This window comes from Acidovorax sp. M14 (assembly GCF_049331375.1).
Lineage (GTDB): Bacteria > Pseudomonadota > Gammaproteobacteria > Burkholderiales > Burkholderiaceae_C > Acidovorax.
Genome location: NZ_CP186263.1, coordinates 650,585 through 668,761, shown reverse-complemented (window position 1 = coordinate 668,761; position 18,177 = coordinate 650,585). Strand labels below are relative to the sequence as shown.

Genomic DNA, 18,177 nt, shown 5'->3' with positions numbered 1-18,177 from the left:
TTACACCAGAGCCACCTTAAGCGGCGTTTAACGGAAGGCCCCATGCCAGAATCCGCGCATGCTCCCAGCCTGGCGACGCCTTCTGCCCCGACACACCCTGCACCTGCCCAGCCTGCTGCTGTGGGTGGTGGTGGCCTGCATCGGGTGCGGCTGGCTGGTGGTGGACCGCCTGCAGCAACTGCATGCAGCCTTCGAGACCGACGCACGCATCGTGCATCGGCTGCTGAGCCAGCGCGTGGTGCAGCACGACGCCATCTTGGCCACGCTGGCGCTGCTGCAGCCTGCTACCGCTGCGGCGGATGGCCCGCACAACGCGGCATCGCCCCTGCCCCGCCTCCCGTCGGTGTACCCGCAAATCCTGGCCGTGCTGCAGCGCTCGGCCCACAGCGACTGGCCGCCCGCGCTGCAGGCCGAGCTGGCAGCGGCCGAGACCACATCGCGGCGCACGGGCCACGCCGCGATGGCGGGGCTGGACCTGCCCGCAGGCCGCTTCTACCTGGTGCTGGCCGGTACGCCCGCCAGCTACGCACTGCACATCGACCTGCGCGCCACCATCCCCACCGACGAGTGGCCCATGGACCTGGCCACCAGCCCGGTGCGCGTGACGCTGGAGCATGGCGGCACGGCCTTTGTGGTGCAACCCGGCCCGGCCGACCGGGGCAACGGCATCCGCACCTACGACTTTCACAAACTGCTGGCCGCACCCAGCCAGCCGCTGGACGTGGTGGCCCGCCGCAGCGTGGGCCTGCACGAGCTGCCCTGGTGGCGCATGCTGGGCTGGTGCCTGCTGACCGCCGCGCTGTGGGCCACAGGCCGCGCCCTGTGGCGCCAGCGCGTGGCACGCCAGCGGGCCGAAGAGCTGCTGCGCCTGGGCCAGGTGGCGCGGCTGAACACGCTGGGCGAACTGGCCGCGGGCATGGCGCACGAGCTGAACCAGCCGCTCACGGCACTGCTCTCCAGCACGCAGGCCGCCCAGCGCCTGCTGGCCGATGACCCGCCTGACCTCGACACCGCACAGACCGCCATGGCCCGCGCCGTGGAGCAGGCGCGCCGCGCATCCACCGTGGTGGGCCGCCTGCGCCGTCTGGTGGAGCGGCCCGACCTGGCGGGCCAGGCCCAGCCCCTGGCACTGCCCACTGCGGTGCAGGACGTGCTGCACCTGCTGGAGCCCGAGCTGGCGCAGCGCGGCGTGGTGCCCGAGGTGTTGGCCGCCGCAGACCAGCCCCCGGTGCTGGCCGAACCCGTGGCCCTGCAGCAGATCGTCCACAACCTGCTGATGAACGCCCTGCAGGCGCTGGAGCAGGTGCCGCCCGCAGAACGCCAGCTGCGCCTGAGCATGGCGCGCGCGGAAAGCGGGCGGGTGACCCTGTCGGTGCGCGACCACGGCCCCGGCATACCGCCCGAAGCGCGCCAGCACCTGTTCGAGCCCTTCTACACCACACGCACCGGCGGGCTGGGCCTGGGCCTCACGCTGTGCGAGAGCCTGGCGCAGGCCATGGGAGCGCAGCTCGCCCTGGCGCCCGAGGCCACGCCCCCGTCCGCCGCCCAGCGGGGCGCCGAGTTTGTGCTGACCCTGCAAGCCGCACCACCCACCAATGACCGATAGCGCCCCCTCCCTCTCGCCCCTGATCCAGCTGGTGGACGACGATGCCGCCGTGCGCGAGGGCCTCTCGCTGCTCATCAGCACCGTGGGCCTGCGCGTGCAGACCTGGGCCGATCCGCAGTCCTTCATGGCCGGGTTTGACCGCGCCAGCATCGGTGCCATCGTGCTCGATGTGCGCATGCCGGGCATCAGCGGCCTCACGGTGCTGGAGCAATTGCTCGCGCAGGGCGTGGACCAGCCCGTGATCCTGCTCACCGGCCACGGCACGGTGGAGATGTGCCGCCGCGCGTTCAAGACCGGCGCGGCCGAGTTTCTGGAAAAGCCGGTGGATGACGAAGTGCTGATCGAGGCCCTGCAAAACGCCGTACGCCAGCATGTGCGCTCGCGCGAGCGCCACCAGGCCGACCAGCAGGCACGCGAGCGTTTTGTGCAGCTCTCAGCCCGCGAGCGCGAGGTGCTGGGACTGATCGTGGAGGGGCTGACCAACAAGGAAATCGGCCGTGCTCTCGAACTCTCGCCCCGCACGGTGGAAACACACCGCGCCAACCTTTTTGCCAAGCTGGGGGCGGAATCGCTGGCGCAGCTGATACGGCGGTATGCGGCGCTGGTGGATGCCGCATCCTGAATCGACCGGCATAGACCTTCCGTAGTTCTACGGAGGCCCGCGCGTAGCCGCCCGAATGGCCGAAAACGGCGGCCATTTCTACAGTTCTCCCACGGCGCCACAACGGGTGGCACCGACGCCAAAACACCGGAGAACACCATGCAAAGCACCCTCGTGAAAGCTGCCGCCCTCACCCTGTCCCTGATCGCCACCGCCGCCAGCGCCGAAGGCGTGCGCACCGAAAAGAACATGTCGCTGGACCTGGCCACGCAGATCGCCGCCCAGACCGTGGCCACCTGCACCGCCAACGGCTACGCCGTGACGGCCACCGTGGTGGACCGTGCAGGCACCGTGCGCGCCGTGCACCGCGCCGACAATGCTGGCCCCCACACGCTGGAAGCCAGCCGCCTCAAGGCCTACACATCGGCATCGGCCAAGAACACCACGCTGGCCATGATGGAAGGCGCGCAGAAGAACCCTGCGGCCGCCAACCTGGTCAACATCCCCGGCTATCTGCTGCTGGGCGGCGGGGTGCCCGTGAAGGTGGGCAACGAAGTGATCGGCGCCGTGGGCGTGGGCGGTGCGCCCGGCGGCCACCTGGACGAGCAGTGCGCGGTGGCGGGCATTGCCAAGGTGCAGGACTTGCTGAAGTAAGCCAGCCCAACCAAAGGCAACTGAGCATTCAACGGAGGCCCCCATGAAGCAGTGGAATCTTGTTTTCGCCCTGGCCGCCGCACTGGCCTGCGGCACCCCGGCCCAGGCCCAGGTGCCGCCCACGGCGGCTGAAACGGCCGCCTACCAGGGCCTGCATGCGGCCGCGGCGCGGGGCGATGTGCCCAAGCTCACCCAACTGATCGCGACGCGGGCCGATGTGAACGCCCGCGATGGCTACGCCCGCACGCCGCTGCATGTGGCCACCTTTGCCCGGCAGGCCGAATCAATCCGCGCCCTCGCCCAAGCGGGTGCCGACCTGAACGCGCTGGAGAACGACCGCTACGACGCCGTGACCATCGCCGCCGTGGCCGACGACGAGGCCACGCTGCGCGTGCTGCTACAACTGGGCGCGAGCGCGAAGCAGGTGACCAGCCGCTACGACGGCACGGCCCTGATCGCCGCCGCCCACCTGGGGCACGACGGCGTGGTGCGCCAGCTGATCGCCGCCGGAGCTCCGCTGGACCATGTGAACAACCTGCACTGGACGGCGCTCATCGAGTCCATCGTGCTGGGCAACGGCGGCCCGCGCCACCAGGCCACACTGCAAGCCTTGCTACAGGCGGGGGCCAGCCAGGCACTGACCGACCGGCAGGGCAACACGCCCCAGCAGCTGGCGCGCCAGCGGGGCTTTGGAGAGATGGTGCGGATGCTGGAGGCTGCCGCAGCACGGCGCTGATGCCGCCAGGCCAGGACGCGCTTCCACTATCAAATTGATAGCTATTAGCGCATGATTGACTAGCGCATCCGGCGCTTTTTACTCACAGTCCTGGGTTCCCGTCACCAGGCGGGCCTTCACGCTCTTGCCCTTGACGCGCCCGCTGTTGAGCCGCTGCACGGCCTGGGCGCCAATCGCGCGGTCCACGGCCACGTAGGTCGAGAAGTCGTTCACGTTGATCTTGCCCACCTGCTCGCGGGTGTAGCCCATGTCGCCGGTCAGCGCGCCCAGCACGTCGCCCGCGCGGATCTTCTCCTTGCGGCCGCCGATGATCTGGAGGGTGACCATGGGCGGCACCAGCGGGCCACTGCCCGTGGGCGTCAGGTCCGCCAGCGGGAACCAGCGCGACTCGCGGCCCTGCAGTTGCTCGATCTTGCCCACGCTGCCCATCTCGTCCAGGCTCGCCAGGTTCAGCGCCAGCCCTTCGGCGTCGCCCCGGCCCGTGCGGCCGATGCGGTGGATGTGCACCTCGGGGTCGGGCGTCACGTCCACGTTGATCACGGCAGCCAGGTTGGCAATGTCCAGGCCCCGCGCGGCCACGTCGGTGGCCACCAGCACCGAACAGCTCTTGTTGGCAAACTGCACCAGCACCTGGTCGCGCTCGCGCTGCTCCAGTTCACCAAACAGCGCCAGCGCGCTGAAGCCCTGGGCCTGCAGCACGGCCACGAGGTCGCGGCACTGCTGCTTGGTGTTGCAGAACGCGATGGACGAGTCGGGCCGGAAATGGTTGAGCAACTGCGACACCGCGTGCAAGCGCTCGCTGTTTTTCACCTCGTACCAGCGCTGCTCGATCTTGCCTTCGGCATGCTGCGCCTGCACCGTGATCTGCTCGGGCGACTTCATGAACTGGGCGCTGAGCTTGGCGATGCCATCCGGGTAAGTGGCCGAGAACAGCAGGGTCTGGCGCTCCTTGGGGCACTGGCGCGCCACGGTCACGATGTCGTCGAAGAATCCCATGTCCAGCATGCGATCGGCTTCGTCCAGCACCAGGGTGTTGAGCGCTTCCAGCGTGAGGTGCTGGCGCTCCAGGTGGTCCATCACGCGGCCGGGCGTGCCCACCACGATGTGGGCGCCGTGCTCCAGGCTCAGCATCTGGCCGCGCAGCGGCACGCCGCCGCACAGGGTCACAACCTTGATGTTTTCTTCGGCCCGCGCCAGGCGGCGGATCTCGGTGGTCACCTGGTCGGCCAGCTCGCGCGTGGGGCACAGCACCAGGGCCTGCACGGCAAAGCGGCGGGGGTTGAGGTTGGCCAGCAGGGCCAGCGCAAACGCGGCCGTCTTGCCGCTGCCGGTGCTGGCCTGGGCGATCAGATCCTTGCCCAGCAGGGCGGGCGGCAGGCTGGCCGCCTGGATGGGGGTCATCGTGGTGTAGCCCAGCTGCTGCAGGTTGGCCAGCATGGCGGGGCTGAGGGCCAGCGCACCGAAATCAGTGCGGGCTTGGTTTTCTTTGGAGGTCATGGGCCGATTATCCGGCCCGCCCTCCAAAGGCCGCTAAGCCTGCAGGGCCAGCACCCCCGCAAAGGCCAGGGTGTGTGCCAACACGCCCGGCGCCACCGCCAGGGCATAGCGCCAGCCCCCGCTGGCCAGGGCCACCACACATTTGCTGCCCGCATGCACCAGCAGCGCGGCCATCAGGGCTTGCGCAATGGCGGGTGCAAACGCGCTGTCCGGCCCGCCGCGCACCAGCACAGCGGCGGTGGCGGCGTGCACGTCGGCCAGCGCCGCCAGCAGTGCACCAGCCAGCATGCCTGCATCGCCCTGCCAGGCGGTGAGCGCCTGCACCCCAACCTGGATGCCCGTGAGCAGGGCTGCGATCAGCAAGGCATCGCGCAACTTGAACATGGGGGTATCTGGTGGGACGGCCACAGCCCCGTCCACCCCGGCATCTGCCGCCGTGGCCGTACGGCGCCCCGCGCCCCGCCCACCCCACCAGCCCACGGCCGCCGCCACGCACCCGCCTGCCAGCGCGGGCAGCCACAGCTGCGCCAGCCACTGGGGCTGCACCGTGGCGGCCACCACCAGTATCTGCGCCATGGTGGCCACACACGACAGCACCGCAGCCCCCGCGTTGGCGCGCGCCGTGGCCCCGCCCGCGCGCACCTCCATGCCCAGGCTGCCGATGGTGGCGGTGCTCGACACGAAGCCGGACGCCAGCGCCGACAACGCCCCCGCGTGGCGCGCCTGCATCAGCCGCTTGGCCAGGTGCGCCAGCGACTGGATCACCAGCAGCACGATGACCAGGCGCACCACCACCTGCGGGTTCAGCACGCCTTGCCACAGGGGCGTGTTGGGGGCCAGCGGGTACACCAGCAAGGCCAGCGCGGCCAGAATGAGCCCGCTGCGCACCTCGCCGGGCTGCAGCCACTGGTTGGAGAACTGGTGCAGCGCGTCCCGCAGCGCCAGCAGCCCCGTCACCACCACCGCCAGGGCGGCGGCCAGCAGCTGGTCGCGCGCGCAGGTCACCCCGATCACATAGGCCAGCAGCAGGGCGATCTCGGTGGTCACGCCCGGGTCGCCGGACCGGTCGCGCGCATAAGCCACCACGGCCAGTGCTGCCACCAGGGCAGCCCCCACCGCCACCAGCGCAGGCACGGTCGTGAGCGCCGCCGCCGCGCCCGCCAGGGAGGCCAGCGTGAACGACCGCACCCCGGCCAACGCACGGTCGGGCCCGGCCCCCTTGCGGCGCTCGCGCTCGATGCCCATGAGCAAACCACAGCCCGCCGCGCTCGCCAATACGGCCAGCGCGCTGGAAAACCCGCCAAACTCCTGCATGGGACGCCCACACCTTTCCTGTTGATCGTGATTGCGGCAACGCAGCATGGTGACAGAAAGACAGGCCGCACAGCGCCTTCAGCCAGCGAACATGCGGAATTGCCCCAAGGCTGGGAGTCAGGTGGATCGGCTATAACGAATCCCACCAGCGCCAGCCCATGCAAGACAGCCCCCACGCAGCCCCCGCCCCTGGCCCCAGCGGCTCCAGCGATGCATTGCTGCGCCTGATTGCCGACTCGGTGCCAGCCCTGATGGCCTACTACGACCTGCCGGGCCTGCGCTGCCAGTTTGCCAACCAGGGCTACGCCGCCTACAACGGCCACAGCACCGAATCCATCCTGGGCCTCACGGTGCAGGAGGCGATTGGCGACAAGGCCTGGCAGGCCATTCAGCCGCACGTGGATCGTTGCTCGCACGGTGAGCGCGTGAAATACACCCGCGAGCAGACCCTGCCCAATGGCGAGGTGCGGATGATCGAGGTCAACCTGATTCCACACTTTGACGGCGTGGGGCAGCAGCTGGGCTCCTTCGTGCTGATCACCGACATCACCGAGCGCTGGCGCGCCGAGCGCGAGGTGCGCCAGAGCGAAGAGCGCATGCGCAAGTTCACCGAGGCCACGGACGAGGCCATCGTGTTCCATCGCGACGGCCTCATCACCGACGGCAACGAGGCGCTCACCCGGCTCACAGGCTACAGCCTGCAAGAAGTCACCGGCCTGTCGATCTTCAACTTCATCAGCCCCGAATGGCGCGCCACAGCGCTGGAGTACACCCGCAGCGGACGGGAGGACCCTTACGAGGTCACCATCTGCCACAAGGACGGCCATGCGATCCCCGTCGAGGTCGTCGGCAAGACCATGCCCCTGCACCACGCAGACTACCGCATCGTGGTGGTGCGCGACATCACGGCCCGCAAGCAGGCGCAGGAACGCGAGGCCTTCATCGCCCTGCACGACACCCTCACGCAGCTGCCCAACCGGCACTTCCTGATGGAGCAGCTGTCGCAGGTGCTGTCACTGGCACGCAGGCGCCACGGCCGCGTGGCCGTGCTGTTCATGAACCTGGACCATTTCAAGACCGTGAACGACTCGCTGGGCCACCACGCGGGCGACCAGCTGCTGCGCAACGTGGCCGAGCGACTGCGCAGCGGCGTGCGCGACGCCGACGTGGTGGCCCGGCTGGGTGGCGACGAGTTTGTGGTGGTACTGACCGACATCCAGACGCCCGATGACGCAGCCATGGTGGCCGACAAACTGCTGGACTCGATGCATGGCGTGTTCACGGTCGATCACCTGCCGCTCACCATCTCCCCCTCCATCGGCATCAGCCTGTTTCCGGACCACGGCGCCAGTGCCGACGTGTTGCTGCGCTGTGCCGATGCGGCCATGCAGCACGCCAAAGAAAGTGGGCGTGGCAACCGCCAGTTCTACGCCGCCAGCATGGACGCCAGCGCCCTCGATGTGCTGCACCAGGAGCGCCTGCTGCGCGACGCCATCGCCCGCAACGACTTCGAGCTGCACTACCAACCACAGATACGCCTGGCCGACGGCACCCTGCAAGGACTGGAAGCGCTGGTGCGCTGGCGCCACCCTGAGCGGGGACTGGTCGGGCCGGATGAGTTCATCACCTTCTCTGAATCGCGCGGCCTCATCACGCCGATTGGCCGCTGGGTCATGCGCGAGGCCTGTCGCCAGCTCAAGGCCTGGCAAGACGAGGGCCTGGCTCCGGTGCCTGTGGCCGTCAACCTCTCGGCCCTCGAATTCCGCCAACGGGACGTGGCCGCCGAGATCGCCGCCGTGCTGCTCGAAACCGGCCTCGCCCCGCAGTATCTGGAGATTGAACTGACGGAATCTGTGCTCATGCACCAGACCGGTCAGGTGCTGGACACCCTCAACGCGATCAAGGCCCTGGGCGTGGGCATCTCCATCGACGACTTCGGCACGGGGTATTCATCGCTGGCCTACCTCAAGCGCTATCCCATCGACAAGCTCAAGATCGACCGATCCTTTGTGGCCGACACCCCCGGTAACACCGACGATGTGGCCATCGTCACCGCCATCATCCAGATGGGCCGCAGCTTGCAGCTCCAAACCGTGGCCGAGGGAGTGGAAACGCAGGCGCAAATCGACCTGCTGGCGGGGCTGGGGTGTGATTTGATCCAGGGGTTTGTGGTGGCAATGCCCATGGGTGAGGAATCTACGCGGCGATGGCTGCTGAGGAACAAGACTAAATGATTTACTCACGGATTATTGTGTGTATGTAGTTCTGCGCCATCGCTTTCTCGCTTTTGACAGCGCTCATCGCATAAAAATGAGAATCCTACGCTTTGGACGATAGGCATCTAAATAAATTACTACTTGTAAAAATAGCTGCTAGGAGGTTGGTCAAGAGGGTTATTGGAAAAAAACTCAACGTAACTCGCCGAAGGCTTTGGGCTTGACAAACAATCCTTGAACCAAACGCGCACTGCGATGCCATTTTTCAAGTTAACAAACTTCTCATCACCCCCAAAAGCAGAATATGCCTCGCCGAGCTCAGAAATACCAATACGCTTCACATTTTGGCTTATATAGTCTTTGACAACAATCCACCCCACCCCTGTGCTTTTCAAGTATCCCGTGTAATTAGGAGGGGAAACATCTGCTCCACCCATATCAGGCACAGGCAAGTTGCAGGCGGACAAAGCGAAATTTGGGGCGAGTGCAAGAAGTGTCAGCAGACACCATGCAGAAAGAATTTCACAGATTTTTTTACTGATTTCTGGCATTTGTTTTTCCTCCGCTTTCAAGCTCCCCGTTTCTTATGTAGTCGATGGATCTTTTCGGGTTATCATTTTTGAATTGCTCTGATCAGGGCCTGCGTGCGGTTGCGGTTGGCCCCGTTCGAATTCGCGCGGAGGCTCTCCTGCTTTGGGTTCTCTTCTTTGAGGCGATACGCCTAAACGGGGCAGGGTTTGCACACGTGGCGGTTGTAGCGTTGGCCAAGAGTTCTGGGCAGGAACAGGTTTTTAGAGGTTCCCTGTGGCGTCTCCGATGCCGAAAAACTACTACCGCGCCGTCTTAAATAGGTCGCATCACACATGATGTGACTCTATTGGCAAAAAAAATCGCAATCAATCCCTTAAAAGCTCAGCGCGCACCAGCAAAAACCCTCTTACCCACAAATCTTAAAAATAGATAAACCGGGACAACAAATAACATAACCGGAATTGTCGCTTTAAAAATATCTCGCAACATGACAACCAAAATAGCACCAACCCCAAATACTTCGACGCCTCTTATCTTCTCCGACACATAACTCAAAAACCCACCTCCACCTGCAGCCATCTCAAAAAACCATTCCACCGGAAAAATCACATAAAAAATCGAAAACATCGCCAAGAATGCGGCATTAACCCTCGAAGAAGTAGAAAATAATTTAAAAATAGTCAACAAAATTATCAAACCAAAAACCCAACCAAATATACCCAACCCAAAATAACGAGCAATCCAAGAGCCCCCCACTGCGCCATCCCCTCCGTATAGTAGGGCCACTATGCCACATCCCCATATCAACAGCGAAAGTATAGCAACAGATTTTATTATTTTCATTTTTTGAAAAAATCAAATTGGGACTGACCAGACTGCGGATTTAAAAGCTTCGCGCAATCTTTGGCAGGCGCCGTGGCATAACCGTAGCTCTTTGCAGCATTCTCAATCACTCCTGCTTGAGTTGCCTCGACACCAGCCGATACAGGTCCATCGGCATATATTGAAATCCGTTTTGCCGCCAATGCGCCTCTCGCCGCCTGCGGGGTTAATTCTTCATTATTAACCTTATCCTCAATTTCCTTTTCAGCCTTGCACATTAATAAATCTTGTTTGATTTTGATTTGACGTCCAGTTTCTTTATTCTCATCCCAATTTAGCACATCGGAAATTTTATCCATAATACCCTTTGTTTTTCCAACATCTAAACCTTTCGACGGAACTGCAATTGGATCTAACCCCATGGGATCTACAAAATTTACTGGGCCAACTCGATAATTAGCTGAATTAATCCCCCCAGCAAGTCCAATAGGATCCTGGGTGATGTACTGTCCCACGCTCGGGTCGTAATACCTGAACCGGTTGTAGTGAAGGTTCGTTTCCTCATCGAACTGCTGTCCCTGGAAGCGAATCGGTTGGTGGATTTGATCGGGGTTGTATTCGTCCGCAATTTCGCCCCAAGCTGTGTACCTAGCCACCCAGGCCACTTGCCCTAGTTGTTCTCCGTTCGCATTGACCAACGCGATAGGTGTACCCAGGTGATCCGTGAGCACGTGCCGGATCGTCAGCGGGTGTTCTTCTTGCGTTTGCGCTTGTGCATCCTTGAGCGCCTGGATCGATTCCCGCACATGCGCCTGCAATTCCTGCGGCAGTAGCCCTGAGAGTTGGTAGCCAGGCTGCAGGGCCTCCTTCAAGGCCTGGTGAAGGAGTTCTCGTTCCTCGCGGGGGAGTTCTCGCTCCAGAGCGTTGCTAGCGTCACTGTTTCCCCGCAGCCCCAGCAAGGTCTTGACGGGGTCGGTCTGCCCCACGTTCTCTTTGCTTCTTTGCACCTGCAGCAGCGGCACAAAGCTGCCAGGCTCGTACACCGTGTGATGAATCTGCCCTGCGGTCTCCGTATGAACGAGCCGGTCCCCGTCCCAGCCGAAGTGGGTGATGTGGCCTGGCTCGCCTGTTTTTCGGTACGTCTTGCTCACCCGCCGTCCGAATGCGTCGTAGCGGTAAGTGGTGCGGCTTAGTTCTTGCCCTTGGGGGTTGCGTTGCACGGCTTGCCGCAACTGGTGCAGGCTGTCGTAGTGCAGCTCGGTAATGCTGCCGTCGATGTGCAGGGCCTGCGTGCGGTTGCCCCAGCAGTCGTAGCGGTAGTGGGTTGCGTCTTGGTTGTCTGCGTCCTGGCTCCAGCCGATGCGGTTGTCTCGCCAGCGCTCTATGTTCTGGCCCGCGGGGGTGTCCGGGTTTTGGTCAGGCTGCAGCAGGTTGAACTGCGGGTCGTGCAGGTTTTGCTGGACCTGGGCGCTCCAGTCAGCGCTGGCTGCGGTCTTTGCGCCCAGGTGCTGGAACGCCGCTTTGGCGGGCAGGCGGTTGCCTGCCGGGTCCAGGCGCCATCGGTGCTGGTGCTCCCCCTGGGCGCTGGCGTGCGTCTGGCCGATCAGGCGCTGGCGGTTGTCGTATTGGTAGGCGTTGGCTTCGGTGGGGGTTTGGATGCCGATGAGCTGGCCCAGGCTGTCGTAGGTGTAGCGGCGCTGCTGCAGGCCACCTATGAGCGGGGCTGCACTTTGGGGTGCGCTGGCGTGTCCTGGCAGTCCTTGCCAGCGTTGGTGCAGTAGGCGGCCTAGAGGGTCCACCTGGCGGGTCTGGGTGATGATGGCCGGTGCGTGTTCGTGCGCTGCGCCGTTTTGCAGCAGGTGCAGGCTGCGGCCTACTTCGCGGTGCAGCTTGTCGCGCTCCAGGGCCAGCAGGGGGGTTTGGTTGAGAAGCACGCCGTGCACGTGGCCTGAGCCGTAGGTCAGCCAGTCCAGTTGGCCGATGCCTTGCAATTCACTGGTTTGGCGCTCACCCAGTGCGCCCAGGCGGTGGTGGATGCGGTGTTCGAATTCGGTAGCAAGGGCCAGTTTGTGGGCGCCGCTGGTGTCCGCCTCGGGTACGCAGTAGAGCGTTTGCACTTCGCCGGTGGTGCGGCCCAGAGCGTCACGTTGCAGATCTACGCGGCTGCTGGGCTGCAGGTATCGGACTTGCAGGCTTTGCAGCCAGAGGCTATTGGCAAGGGCTTGCGTGCCGTGCTGCTGGTTGAGCACGGTACGCAGTTGTTCAGTACTCAGTTGCAACCAGTCGTTGACCAGCGCGGTGGTCGCCTCTGTGCTCAGTTCCCAGCCCTCGGTGCTCAGGAGTTCACCACTGTCGCTGTAGCTGAACTGGTGGATTTGAAGGTCGTTGTCTGGGGCCTCGGCGTTGACATGGGAGATGTCCCCCTCGCAGGCCGCACCTGCTTTGGCGGTGATACGGTAGGTCAGGCGCCCGGCGTTGTCGTAGTGGAAGCGGCTGCGCACGGTACCCATGCCTTCGGTCGCAGCGGCCAAGCTGCTGTCTTGGCTGTCGGTCTTTTCGATCAGTTGGCCTGCGGCGTCGTAGCGGTAGGTCTGGCTGCGGCCATCGAAGCCCACTTCCTGGATCAGGCGGTCCTGGCTGTCGTAGGTGAAGCGGGTCGTGGCGTGGTTCTCGTTGAGGAGTTCCGTGACGCGGCCTGCGCTGTCGTAGCGCAGTTGCAGGCTGGCGCCAGCCTGGGTCTGGGCGATGATGCGGCCCCTGAGGTCGTGCTCGTAGGTCACGGTGGTGGTGACCGGTGCCAAGCCGGTGCCGCTGGTTCGGTGGGCTACGGCACCCAGGGTGATGGCTTGGACCTGGCCGTTGTCGGCCCAGCGGTATTGCACCAAGCTACCGTCGGCCTGCTGGGTTTGCAGCAGCCGTCCCACGGTGTCGCGCTGGTGGCGGGTGTGATGGCCCAGAGCATCGGTTTCTTCGATGAGTTCACCCCAGGCGTCGTACTGCCAGCGGGTGGTGTGGCCGCTGCAGTCGGTGTAGCGGATGGGCTGGCCGCAGGCGTTGTAGCTCAGGGTCTTGCGTCCCCCTCGGGGATCGATGACGGCCTGTGGTTGGTCGGCCCAAGCGCGGTTGGCCGGGGGCAGTGTGTGGGGGGCACCTTCCTGGTATTGCAGCCGCGTGGTGCTGGCCAGTTCGCCTGCGAGGACGGTGACCTCGGTCAGGCGGCCCCATTCGTCATAGGCGTAGTGGGTGTGGATGCCGCTGGCACTGGCGCTTTGCAGCAGCAGACCGTCTTGCGCCGTACCCGGCAAACCCCAGCGTTGCTGGCTGCTGCGGCCGTCGGAGCCTTGCACGCCCAGCAGGTTACCTTGGCCGTCGTAACGCCAGTGGATGGTGCGGCCCAGCGGGTCGGTGGCTGCGATGCGCCGGCCTGCGCCGTCGTACTGGAAGTGCTCTTCGCTGCCGTCGGGGTTGATCTGGCGCGTGATGCGCTTGAGACCGCCACGTCCTTCGTGGTGATACGCAGTGGTGCGCCCCAGGCTGTCACGCACTGTGGTGCAGCTGGCGGCCTTGGGGTCTTGGGGCGCCGCATCCTGGTAGCTGAAGTGGTAGCTCAGGCCTTCTTCGTTGTGGTGTTCGATGACGCGGGCGCCGGAGTGGTCGCCTTCATAGACATAGCTGTGTTCCGGGCCGCTGCGTACGCGGTGGGCGACCATGCGGTGCTGGCTGTCGTAGCGGAACTGGCGCGTGCGTTGGCCATCGCGGGCATGCACGGCAATGAGGTCGCCTTGGGGGCTGTAGTGGTAGCGCACCAGGGGCACGGGGTGGGCGGGGCTGCTGTCGTGCGGGTTGTGAACGCAGTCCACGCCCATCAAGCGCAGCCCGGTATCGATGGGACCAGCGCCGGTGGGTTGAACGTTGCTCGCGTGCTCCGCTGGCTCGCTCTCGCGGCTGTACAGCAGGGCGTAGCGGCGGCCTGCGCCGTCGGTGATGGCAGCCAGCCGCCCGTGTTCATCACGGTGGTATTGCTGGGTGCGGCCGAAGGCATCCATCAGGCCAACGAGGTGGCAGTCTCCGTTGGTCTGGGCCTTGAAGAGCCAGGCTGTGCGGCCCGTCTGCGTGGCGGCCAGGACGTAGCTGGCATCCAATCGGGCGAGGGCGGGGATGTGGGCCCAGCGCTGCTGGTGCATCCAGGGCAGGAGTTCCTGGGCCAGGCTTGCAGAGGTCGCGCCGTTGTAAGCCTCAGTGTCACCGCCGCGCAGCAGCAGGAGGGCTTCGCTGTCGCTTTGCAGGGTCTGGCCTGCGCGCAGGGCTTCGTCAAAGGTGATGACCCGGCCACCGGCGTCGTGCAGAAGGGTTTGGGTGGGTTGGAGCTGAAGGCGCAGCTCGTGTGGCAGGTGCCAACCCCATCCCAGAAGACCGCACTGTGGGCCCTGTTCGGAATTGACGTAGCTGCTGTACTGGCGTTGCCAGACCAGGGGCATGGGGCCGGGCAGTGCGAAGTCCAGGTCTTCGGGGCCGAGCAGGACCTTGGCGCCCAGGGTGGGGTTGACGGGGCTGCCAATGGTTTTGCCACCGGGGCAGGTGGAGCACGCTATGCCGCCTTGGGAGCCAATCAGGACCGTATTGGAGCCCTGGATGATCGGGCCTCCAGATTCCGTCAGGTCTCCTCGCCTGGCAGCGTTCTTGCCCATGATGTTTCCCTCGATTGAATATGTTGTTGTTCAGATGCGCGCACCGCCTGAAGCGCCGCAAGGCTGGCAGCGCCTGCAACGCCAAACTCCCCCCAAAGTTCCCACCTAGCAGTTCAGCTTGTCGAGCGGAGAAAGCACTTCGATCTGGCTGGGGGTGAGCTTGATGGTGCTGCTGCCGACAGTGAGCAGGATCTCGTCCTTGGCGTTGAGATGAATCTTCTTGGATTCCATGAAGATCTGGCTGGCGTCGATCTTGATGCAGCTGGGAGCATCACCGCCACCACCATCACCGGAGCCGCCGCCTGAAGGCGCCACGATGTGATCCACCACACCACCTGCAGCTGCAGAGCCACCAGCCCCTCCGCCGCTCCCACCTACCTCCAGCACATAGTCCTTGCCCACCGTAGTCTTCTGGCTTTGGCCGACCTTGGTAGTCTGGGTCATGCCCACGATGGTAGACATCATCATCCCGATGTTCTGGCTGTAGGCAACACCGACATTCATGATGCGGACCAGCCCGACATTGAGCATGGACATGATGCCAATCGTGTGTTGTCTGGTGAGGCCGATCTTGACGGTCTCGTTTTTGCCCACCGTTTCTTCACGGTTGTCACCGATGCTGATTTTTTCGTCATGATCCACCCGCTCCGATCGGTTGCTGTGGATCGTGATGGTTTCGTCTCCATCCACTTCTTCCGTGCGCCAGCCGTGGATGGTGATCTTTTCGTTGCGGTCCACCGTCTCGGTGCGATCGCGGTGAATGGTGTTGGTCTCGTCCCGGTCAATGGTCTTCTCCCGGTCTCTGCCCACCCACTTTGCTTCGTCGTTTTCAACCTCGGTCAGCTGGTCCTTCTGAGCGTGTATCCACAACTGCTCTTCGCCCGCCTTGTCCTCAAACCGGAGGGCATTGGCGTCGCCGGGGCCATTCTTCATACCAGCCCCCGCGGCTCCACCTTTGCTGGACCTGGTGAGGATGCCGCTCTGCGTCGCGTTGGCAGGGAGCGCCCAGGGCGGCATGTTGAGCGCGTTGTAGACGCAACCCGTGAGGATGGGGTAGTCAGGGTCGCCGTTGAGGTGATCAATGATGACTTCCATACCGACCCGGGGAATGAAAACCGCACCAAACTGCGGTCCTGCCCAACTGGTCGAAACACGTACCCAGCAGCTGGAGTTTTCGTCCATCGCGCCGATGCGATCCCAGTGGAACTGAACCTTCACACGCCCAAACTTGTCGGTCCAGATCTCCTCGCCAGTAGGTCCGACGACTACCGCCGTTTGCGGGCCGAGCGCCCGCGGCTTGGGTGTGTCACGTTTGGGACGAAACTCAATGCTGGTGGGCTGCGCCTGAATTTCAAACTGCTGAATGGAGCCCGCCTCGTGCGGATTCTTGGTTGCAGTCGCTCCACCCACCCGGCTGCTGCTGACCTCGGGATTCTCTTCAAAGTGGTAGTGCGTGCTAACGATCAGGTATTGGCGGTTCTGGTCTTCGCGCGGATAGTTTTCCAGGTTGATGGTGTAACCCGTGGCAAGGTTGCGTTTGTTGCCACGGCCTAGCACCCGGCTGTGCTTTGCCAGGTGCTCCTGCAGACGAATCTTGGCGTAAGTCTCGCCATCCGGGAACTCGGTATAGCCGCCCGGCCACTCATAAATTTCGTACTTGTCATGCTCATGCCCCGGTGGGTTCTGACGCATGTTTGAGAGGTCGGCACGCGGCTTTTTGAAATCGTAATCATCGTTGTAGTGCCGTCCCGGCTGCACCTCCTGGACAAGCTCCCAAGCGTAAAAATGCTCCTTGTCCGCGATGGCGGCCTTGCCAGGCGGATGAAAAGGCACGACATGGCCACCAGGCAACGGACCGTGCGAGCCTGTGATGTCGTCAGCCAGCACCAGCGTGTGACTCCCGGAACTGTGGGTGAAGTAAAAGTAGGCGCCTTCGTGCTCCAACAAGCGCGCCACGAAGTTGTAGTCGCTCTCACCGTATTGAGTGCAGTACTCCCAGGTTCGGTACGAGCGAGTGAGCTTTTTTTCAATGGGGAAGCCGTACTTCCCGAGTACTTCCATGATGATGTCCGGCACGGTCATGTGCTGGAAAATCTTGAAATCGGTTTTGCGCGTGGCGACCCAAAGCCAGGGCCGCAGACGCATGCGGTAGGAAGCCCAGCGATGATCCTGCCCCCGCATACCGAAGTGCGTGACGAGTCCGCTGAGATATCGCTTGCCTAACCCCTCCGTCTCCACCACCACCGACGCAGCTTTTCCTAGCAGCGCCTTTGGGTCAATGTTTTTGCTTGGACTGACCAAATCGACTTCTAGCGAAAACAAATCGCTCAGCGCTTCAGTCCCTTCCAGCTTGCGAAATTGCAGTTGCTCGCCCAGAGGAGTTTGGATAGTGACGCGACGGGTCATGAGAGAAGGTGGAACGAACGTCTGAGTGACTGCAATCCGCCCCGGCAAGGTCGCCGGTGAACGACGAAGGGTGGACACAAAAAGGAGCCGCGCCCACGGACGCGGCTCCTGGTTGCGCACGCAGGGTGAGCGCAACCGAAGGCCAGCCAATCAGGCTTCCTTGTTTTCCTTGATGCTGAAGCCCATCTGGCTGGTAGCGCCCTTGCCGCCTTGGTTGGTCTGTTCGGAGTACTCCGTCTTGATCTTGGCAGCCTGGAACGCGTAGTTCACAACCACGGTGTCGCCAGAACTGGTGCCGCTCACGGTCACGTTGGTCACCATTACGTCCGTCAGGGTGATCTTGCCGAATTCAATCTGCGTGCCACCCGCCTTGCACATCGAGATTTCCACCTGTCCCAAGTGTTTACCCGTGGCGCAATGCTTGAGCACAGCGGGGTAGCACTTGTCGATGTTGGCAACGACATTCAGGTTCTGAAAGTCAGCCTTACCGGCACCGGCACCACCGCCAGAGGCCATCGAGTGCGGCTGGGTCACACCCCAAGTAAACGACTCCACGTCCGTCCAATCCTTGTGCGCGGCGTCTTTCGATTCACCGCTCGCACCTTCCACCTTCATAAAAATCGCAACTGTCATTCGGTACCTCTCCTTGGTTCAAAAATGCGTCGCAGGGCTGTTGCATCAACATCAACAGCACCCGCGCGCTCTCAATTTCCGCAAAGGCACTCTTGCGCCCCCACAGAATTCATGACGGAAGGAGAGGTGCGAAGCCTCACAGCCCGCATGCGAAACATGCGGAAACACTGCGCATGCATTGCCACTACGCTCATCTTGTAAACGTGTGTTTGTTTTTGCATAGGGCGCTTCGCTTGCTTGATTTCCCCTCCCTCGCAAGCTCATTGGCGGGCGGATGATACGGACGCCCAACAGCAAAAGGGGTATCAAGTCACAGCAATTCAGCGGCTCTCCGCAACATTGGAAACAGTGTGTTTCGGCGCCTCTGAACTAGTGGTTTTGTGACGTTTTTTGCAATTTGTCCACGTTAGACTCGCCCGCCACAAACGCACTGCAAGCAGCTTGCTGATGAACACTCGTCACCAAGATGAAGG

Annotated in this window: 12 protein-coding genes; 5 read left to right on the top strand and 7 right to left on the bottom strand. The window is 63.3% G+C overall.

The genetic code is table 11. The annotated features are described in order from the left end of the window. Nucleotides 1–58 precede the first annotated feature (58 nt). From ACOYR4_RS03125 to ACOYR4_RS03110, 4 genes are all read left to right on the top strand, one after another. Nucleotides 59–1,606 (top strand): sensor histidine kinase, encoded by a 1,548-nt coding sequence (locus tag ACOYR4_RS03125; protein WP_422848600.1) that lies wholly within the window; start codon nt 59–61, stop codon nt 1,604–1,606. After that, the gene (locus ACOYR4_RS03120) at nt 1,596–2,228 is read left to right on the top strand and encodes a response regulator transcription factor (RefSeq protein WP_422848599.1); all 633 of its coding nucleotides are present in this window, start codon (nt 1,596–1,598) and stop codon (nt 2,226–2,228) included. Before ACOYR4_RS03125 ends, ACOYR4_RS03120 begins: the two co-directional genes overlap by 11 nt. A gap of 138 nt (nt 2,229–2,366) precedes the next feature. After that, nucleotides 2,367–2,861: a GlcG/HbpS family heme-binding protein gene (locus ACOYR4_RS03115; protein ID WP_008907144.1), complete on the top strand. Its 495-nt coding sequence runs from the start codon at nt 2,367–2,369 to the stop codon at nt 2,859–2,861. A gap of 43 nt (nt 2,862–2,904) precedes the next feature. After that, nucleotides 2,905–3,597 carry an ankyrin repeat domain-containing protein gene (locus tag ACOYR4_RS03110; RefSeq protein WP_422848598.1) on the top strand — a complete coding sequence of 231 codons (693 nt, stop codon included), beginning with the start codon at nt 2,905–2,907 and terminating at the stop codon, nt 3,595–3,597. 78 nt (nt 3,598–3,675) lie between these two features. On the opposite strand, the gene dbpA is transcribed toward ACOYR4_RS03110, so the two are convergent. Then, complete coding sequence (gene dbpA / locus ACOYR4_RS03105) at nt 3,676–5,094, bottom strand: ATP-dependent RNA helicase DbpA (protein WP_422848597.1); 1,419 nt, start codon at nt 5,092–5,094, stop codon at nt 3,676–3,678. A 33-nt stretch (nt 5,095–5,127) separates the two neighbouring features. Next, nucleotides 5,128–6,408 carry a DUF4010 domain-containing protein gene (locus ACOYR4_RS03100; RefSeq protein ID WP_422848596.1) on the bottom strand — a complete coding sequence of 427 codons (1,281 nt, stop codon included), beginning with the start codon at nt 6,406–6,408 and terminating at the stop codon, nt 5,128–5,130. A gap of 158 nt (nt 6,409–6,566) precedes the next feature. Here ACOYR4_RS03100 and ACOYR4_RS03095 point away from each other — a divergent pair, with 158 nt between their 5' ends. Beyond that, nucleotides 6,567–8,642 (top strand): putative bifunctional diguanylate cyclase/phosphodiesterase, encoded by a 2,076-nt coding sequence (locus tag ACOYR4_RS03095; RefSeq protein ID WP_422848595.1) that lies wholly within the window; start codon nt 6,567–6,569, stop codon nt 8,640–8,642. A 119-nt stretch (nt 8,643–8,761) separates the two neighbouring features. Here ACOYR4_RS03095 and ACOYR4_RS03090 read toward each other — a convergent pair whose 3' ends face one another. From ACOYR4_RS03090 to ACOYR4_RS03070, 5 genes are all read right to left on the bottom strand, one after another. Continuing rightward, nucleotides 8,762–9,175, bottom strand: coding sequence for a hypothetical protein (locus ACOYR4_RS03090; protein WP_422848594.1), 414 nt, complete (start codon nt 9,173–9,175; stop codon nt 8,762–8,764). A 361-nt stretch (nt 9,176–9,536) separates the two neighbouring features. Beyond that, nucleotides 9,537–9,998, bottom strand: coding sequence for a hypothetical protein (locus ACOYR4_RS03085; RefSeq protein WP_422848593.1), 462 nt, complete (start codon nt 9,996–9,998; stop codon nt 9,537–9,539). Beyond that, nucleotides 9,995–14,665 carry an RHS repeat-associated core domain-containing protein gene (locus ACOYR4_RS03080; protein WP_422848592.1) on the bottom strand — a complete coding sequence of 1,557 codons (4,671 nt, stop codon included), beginning with the start codon at nt 14,663–14,665 and terminating at the stop codon, nt 9,995–9,997. Before ACOYR4_RS03080 ends, ACOYR4_RS03085 begins: the two co-directional genes overlap by 4 nt. Before the next feature lie 105 nt (nt 14,666–14,770). Next, nucleotides 14,771–17,071 carry a type VI secretion system tip protein TssI/VgrG gene (gene tssI / locus ACOYR4_RS03075; RefSeq protein WP_422848591.1) on the bottom strand — a complete coding sequence of 767 codons (2,301 nt, stop codon included), beginning with the start codon at nt 17,069–17,071 and terminating at the stop codon, nt 14,771–14,773. A 150-nt stretch (nt 17,072–17,221) separates the two neighbouring features. Then, nucleotides 17,222–17,704 carry an Hcp family type VI secretion system effector gene (locus ACOYR4_RS03070; RefSeq protein WP_056059598.1) on the bottom strand — a complete coding sequence of 161 codons (483 nt, stop codon included), beginning with the start codon at nt 17,702–17,704 and terminating at the stop codon, nt 17,222–17,224. Between the last annotated feature and the right edge of the window lie 473 nt (nt 17,705–18,177).

Bases quoted from the DNA above. Each gene is read 5' to 3' on its own strand.
- ACOYR4_RS03120 (WP_422848599.1), top strand. From the start codon at position 1,596: ATGACCGATAGCGCCCCCTCCCTCTCGCCCCTGATCCAGCTGGTGGAC.
- ACOYR4_RS03110 (WP_422848598.1), top strand. From the start codon at position 2,905: ATGAAGCAGTGGAATCTTGTTTTCGCCCTGGCCGCCGCACTGGCCTGC.
- dbpA (WP_422848597.1), bottom strand. From the start codon at position 5,094: ATGACCTCCAAAGAAAACCAAGCCCGCACTGATTTCGGTGCGCTGGCC.
- ACOYR4_RS03095 (WP_422848595.1), top strand. From the start codon at position 6,567: ATGCAAGACAGCCCCCACGCAGCCCCCGCCCCTGGCCCCAGCGGCTCC.
- ACOYR4_RS03090 (WP_422848594.1), bottom strand. From the start codon at position 9,175: ATGCCAGAAATCAGTAAAAAAATCTGTGAAATTCTTTCTGCATGGTGT.
- ACOYR4_RS03100 (WP_422848596.1), bottom strand. From the start codon at position 6,408: ATGCAGGAGTTTGGCGGGTTTTCCAGCGCGCTGGCCGTATTGGCGAGC.
- tssI (WP_422848591.1), bottom strand. From the start codon at position 17,071: ATGACCCGTCGCGTCACTATCCAAACTCCTCTGGGCGAGCAACTGCAA.
- ACOYR4_RS03115 (WP_008907144.1), top strand. From the start codon at position 2,367: ATGCAAAGCACCCTCGTGAAAGCTGCCGCCCTCACCCTGTCCCTGATC.
- ACOYR4_RS03080 (WP_422848592.1), bottom strand. From the start codon at position 14,665: ATGGGCAAGAACGCTGCCAGGCGAGGAGACCTGACGGAATCTGGAGGC.
- ACOYR4_RS03070 (WP_056059598.1), bottom strand. From the start codon at position 17,704: ATGACAGTTGCGATTTTTATGAAGGTGGAAGGTGCGAGCGGTGAATCG.
- ACOYR4_RS03125 (WP_422848600.1), top strand. From the start codon at position 59: ATGCTCCCAGCCTGGCGACGCCTTCTGCCCCGACACACCCTGCACCTG.
- ACOYR4_RS03085 (WP_422848593.1), bottom strand. From the start codon at position 9,998: ATGAAAATAATAAAATCTGTTGCTATACTTTCGCTGTTGATATGGGGA.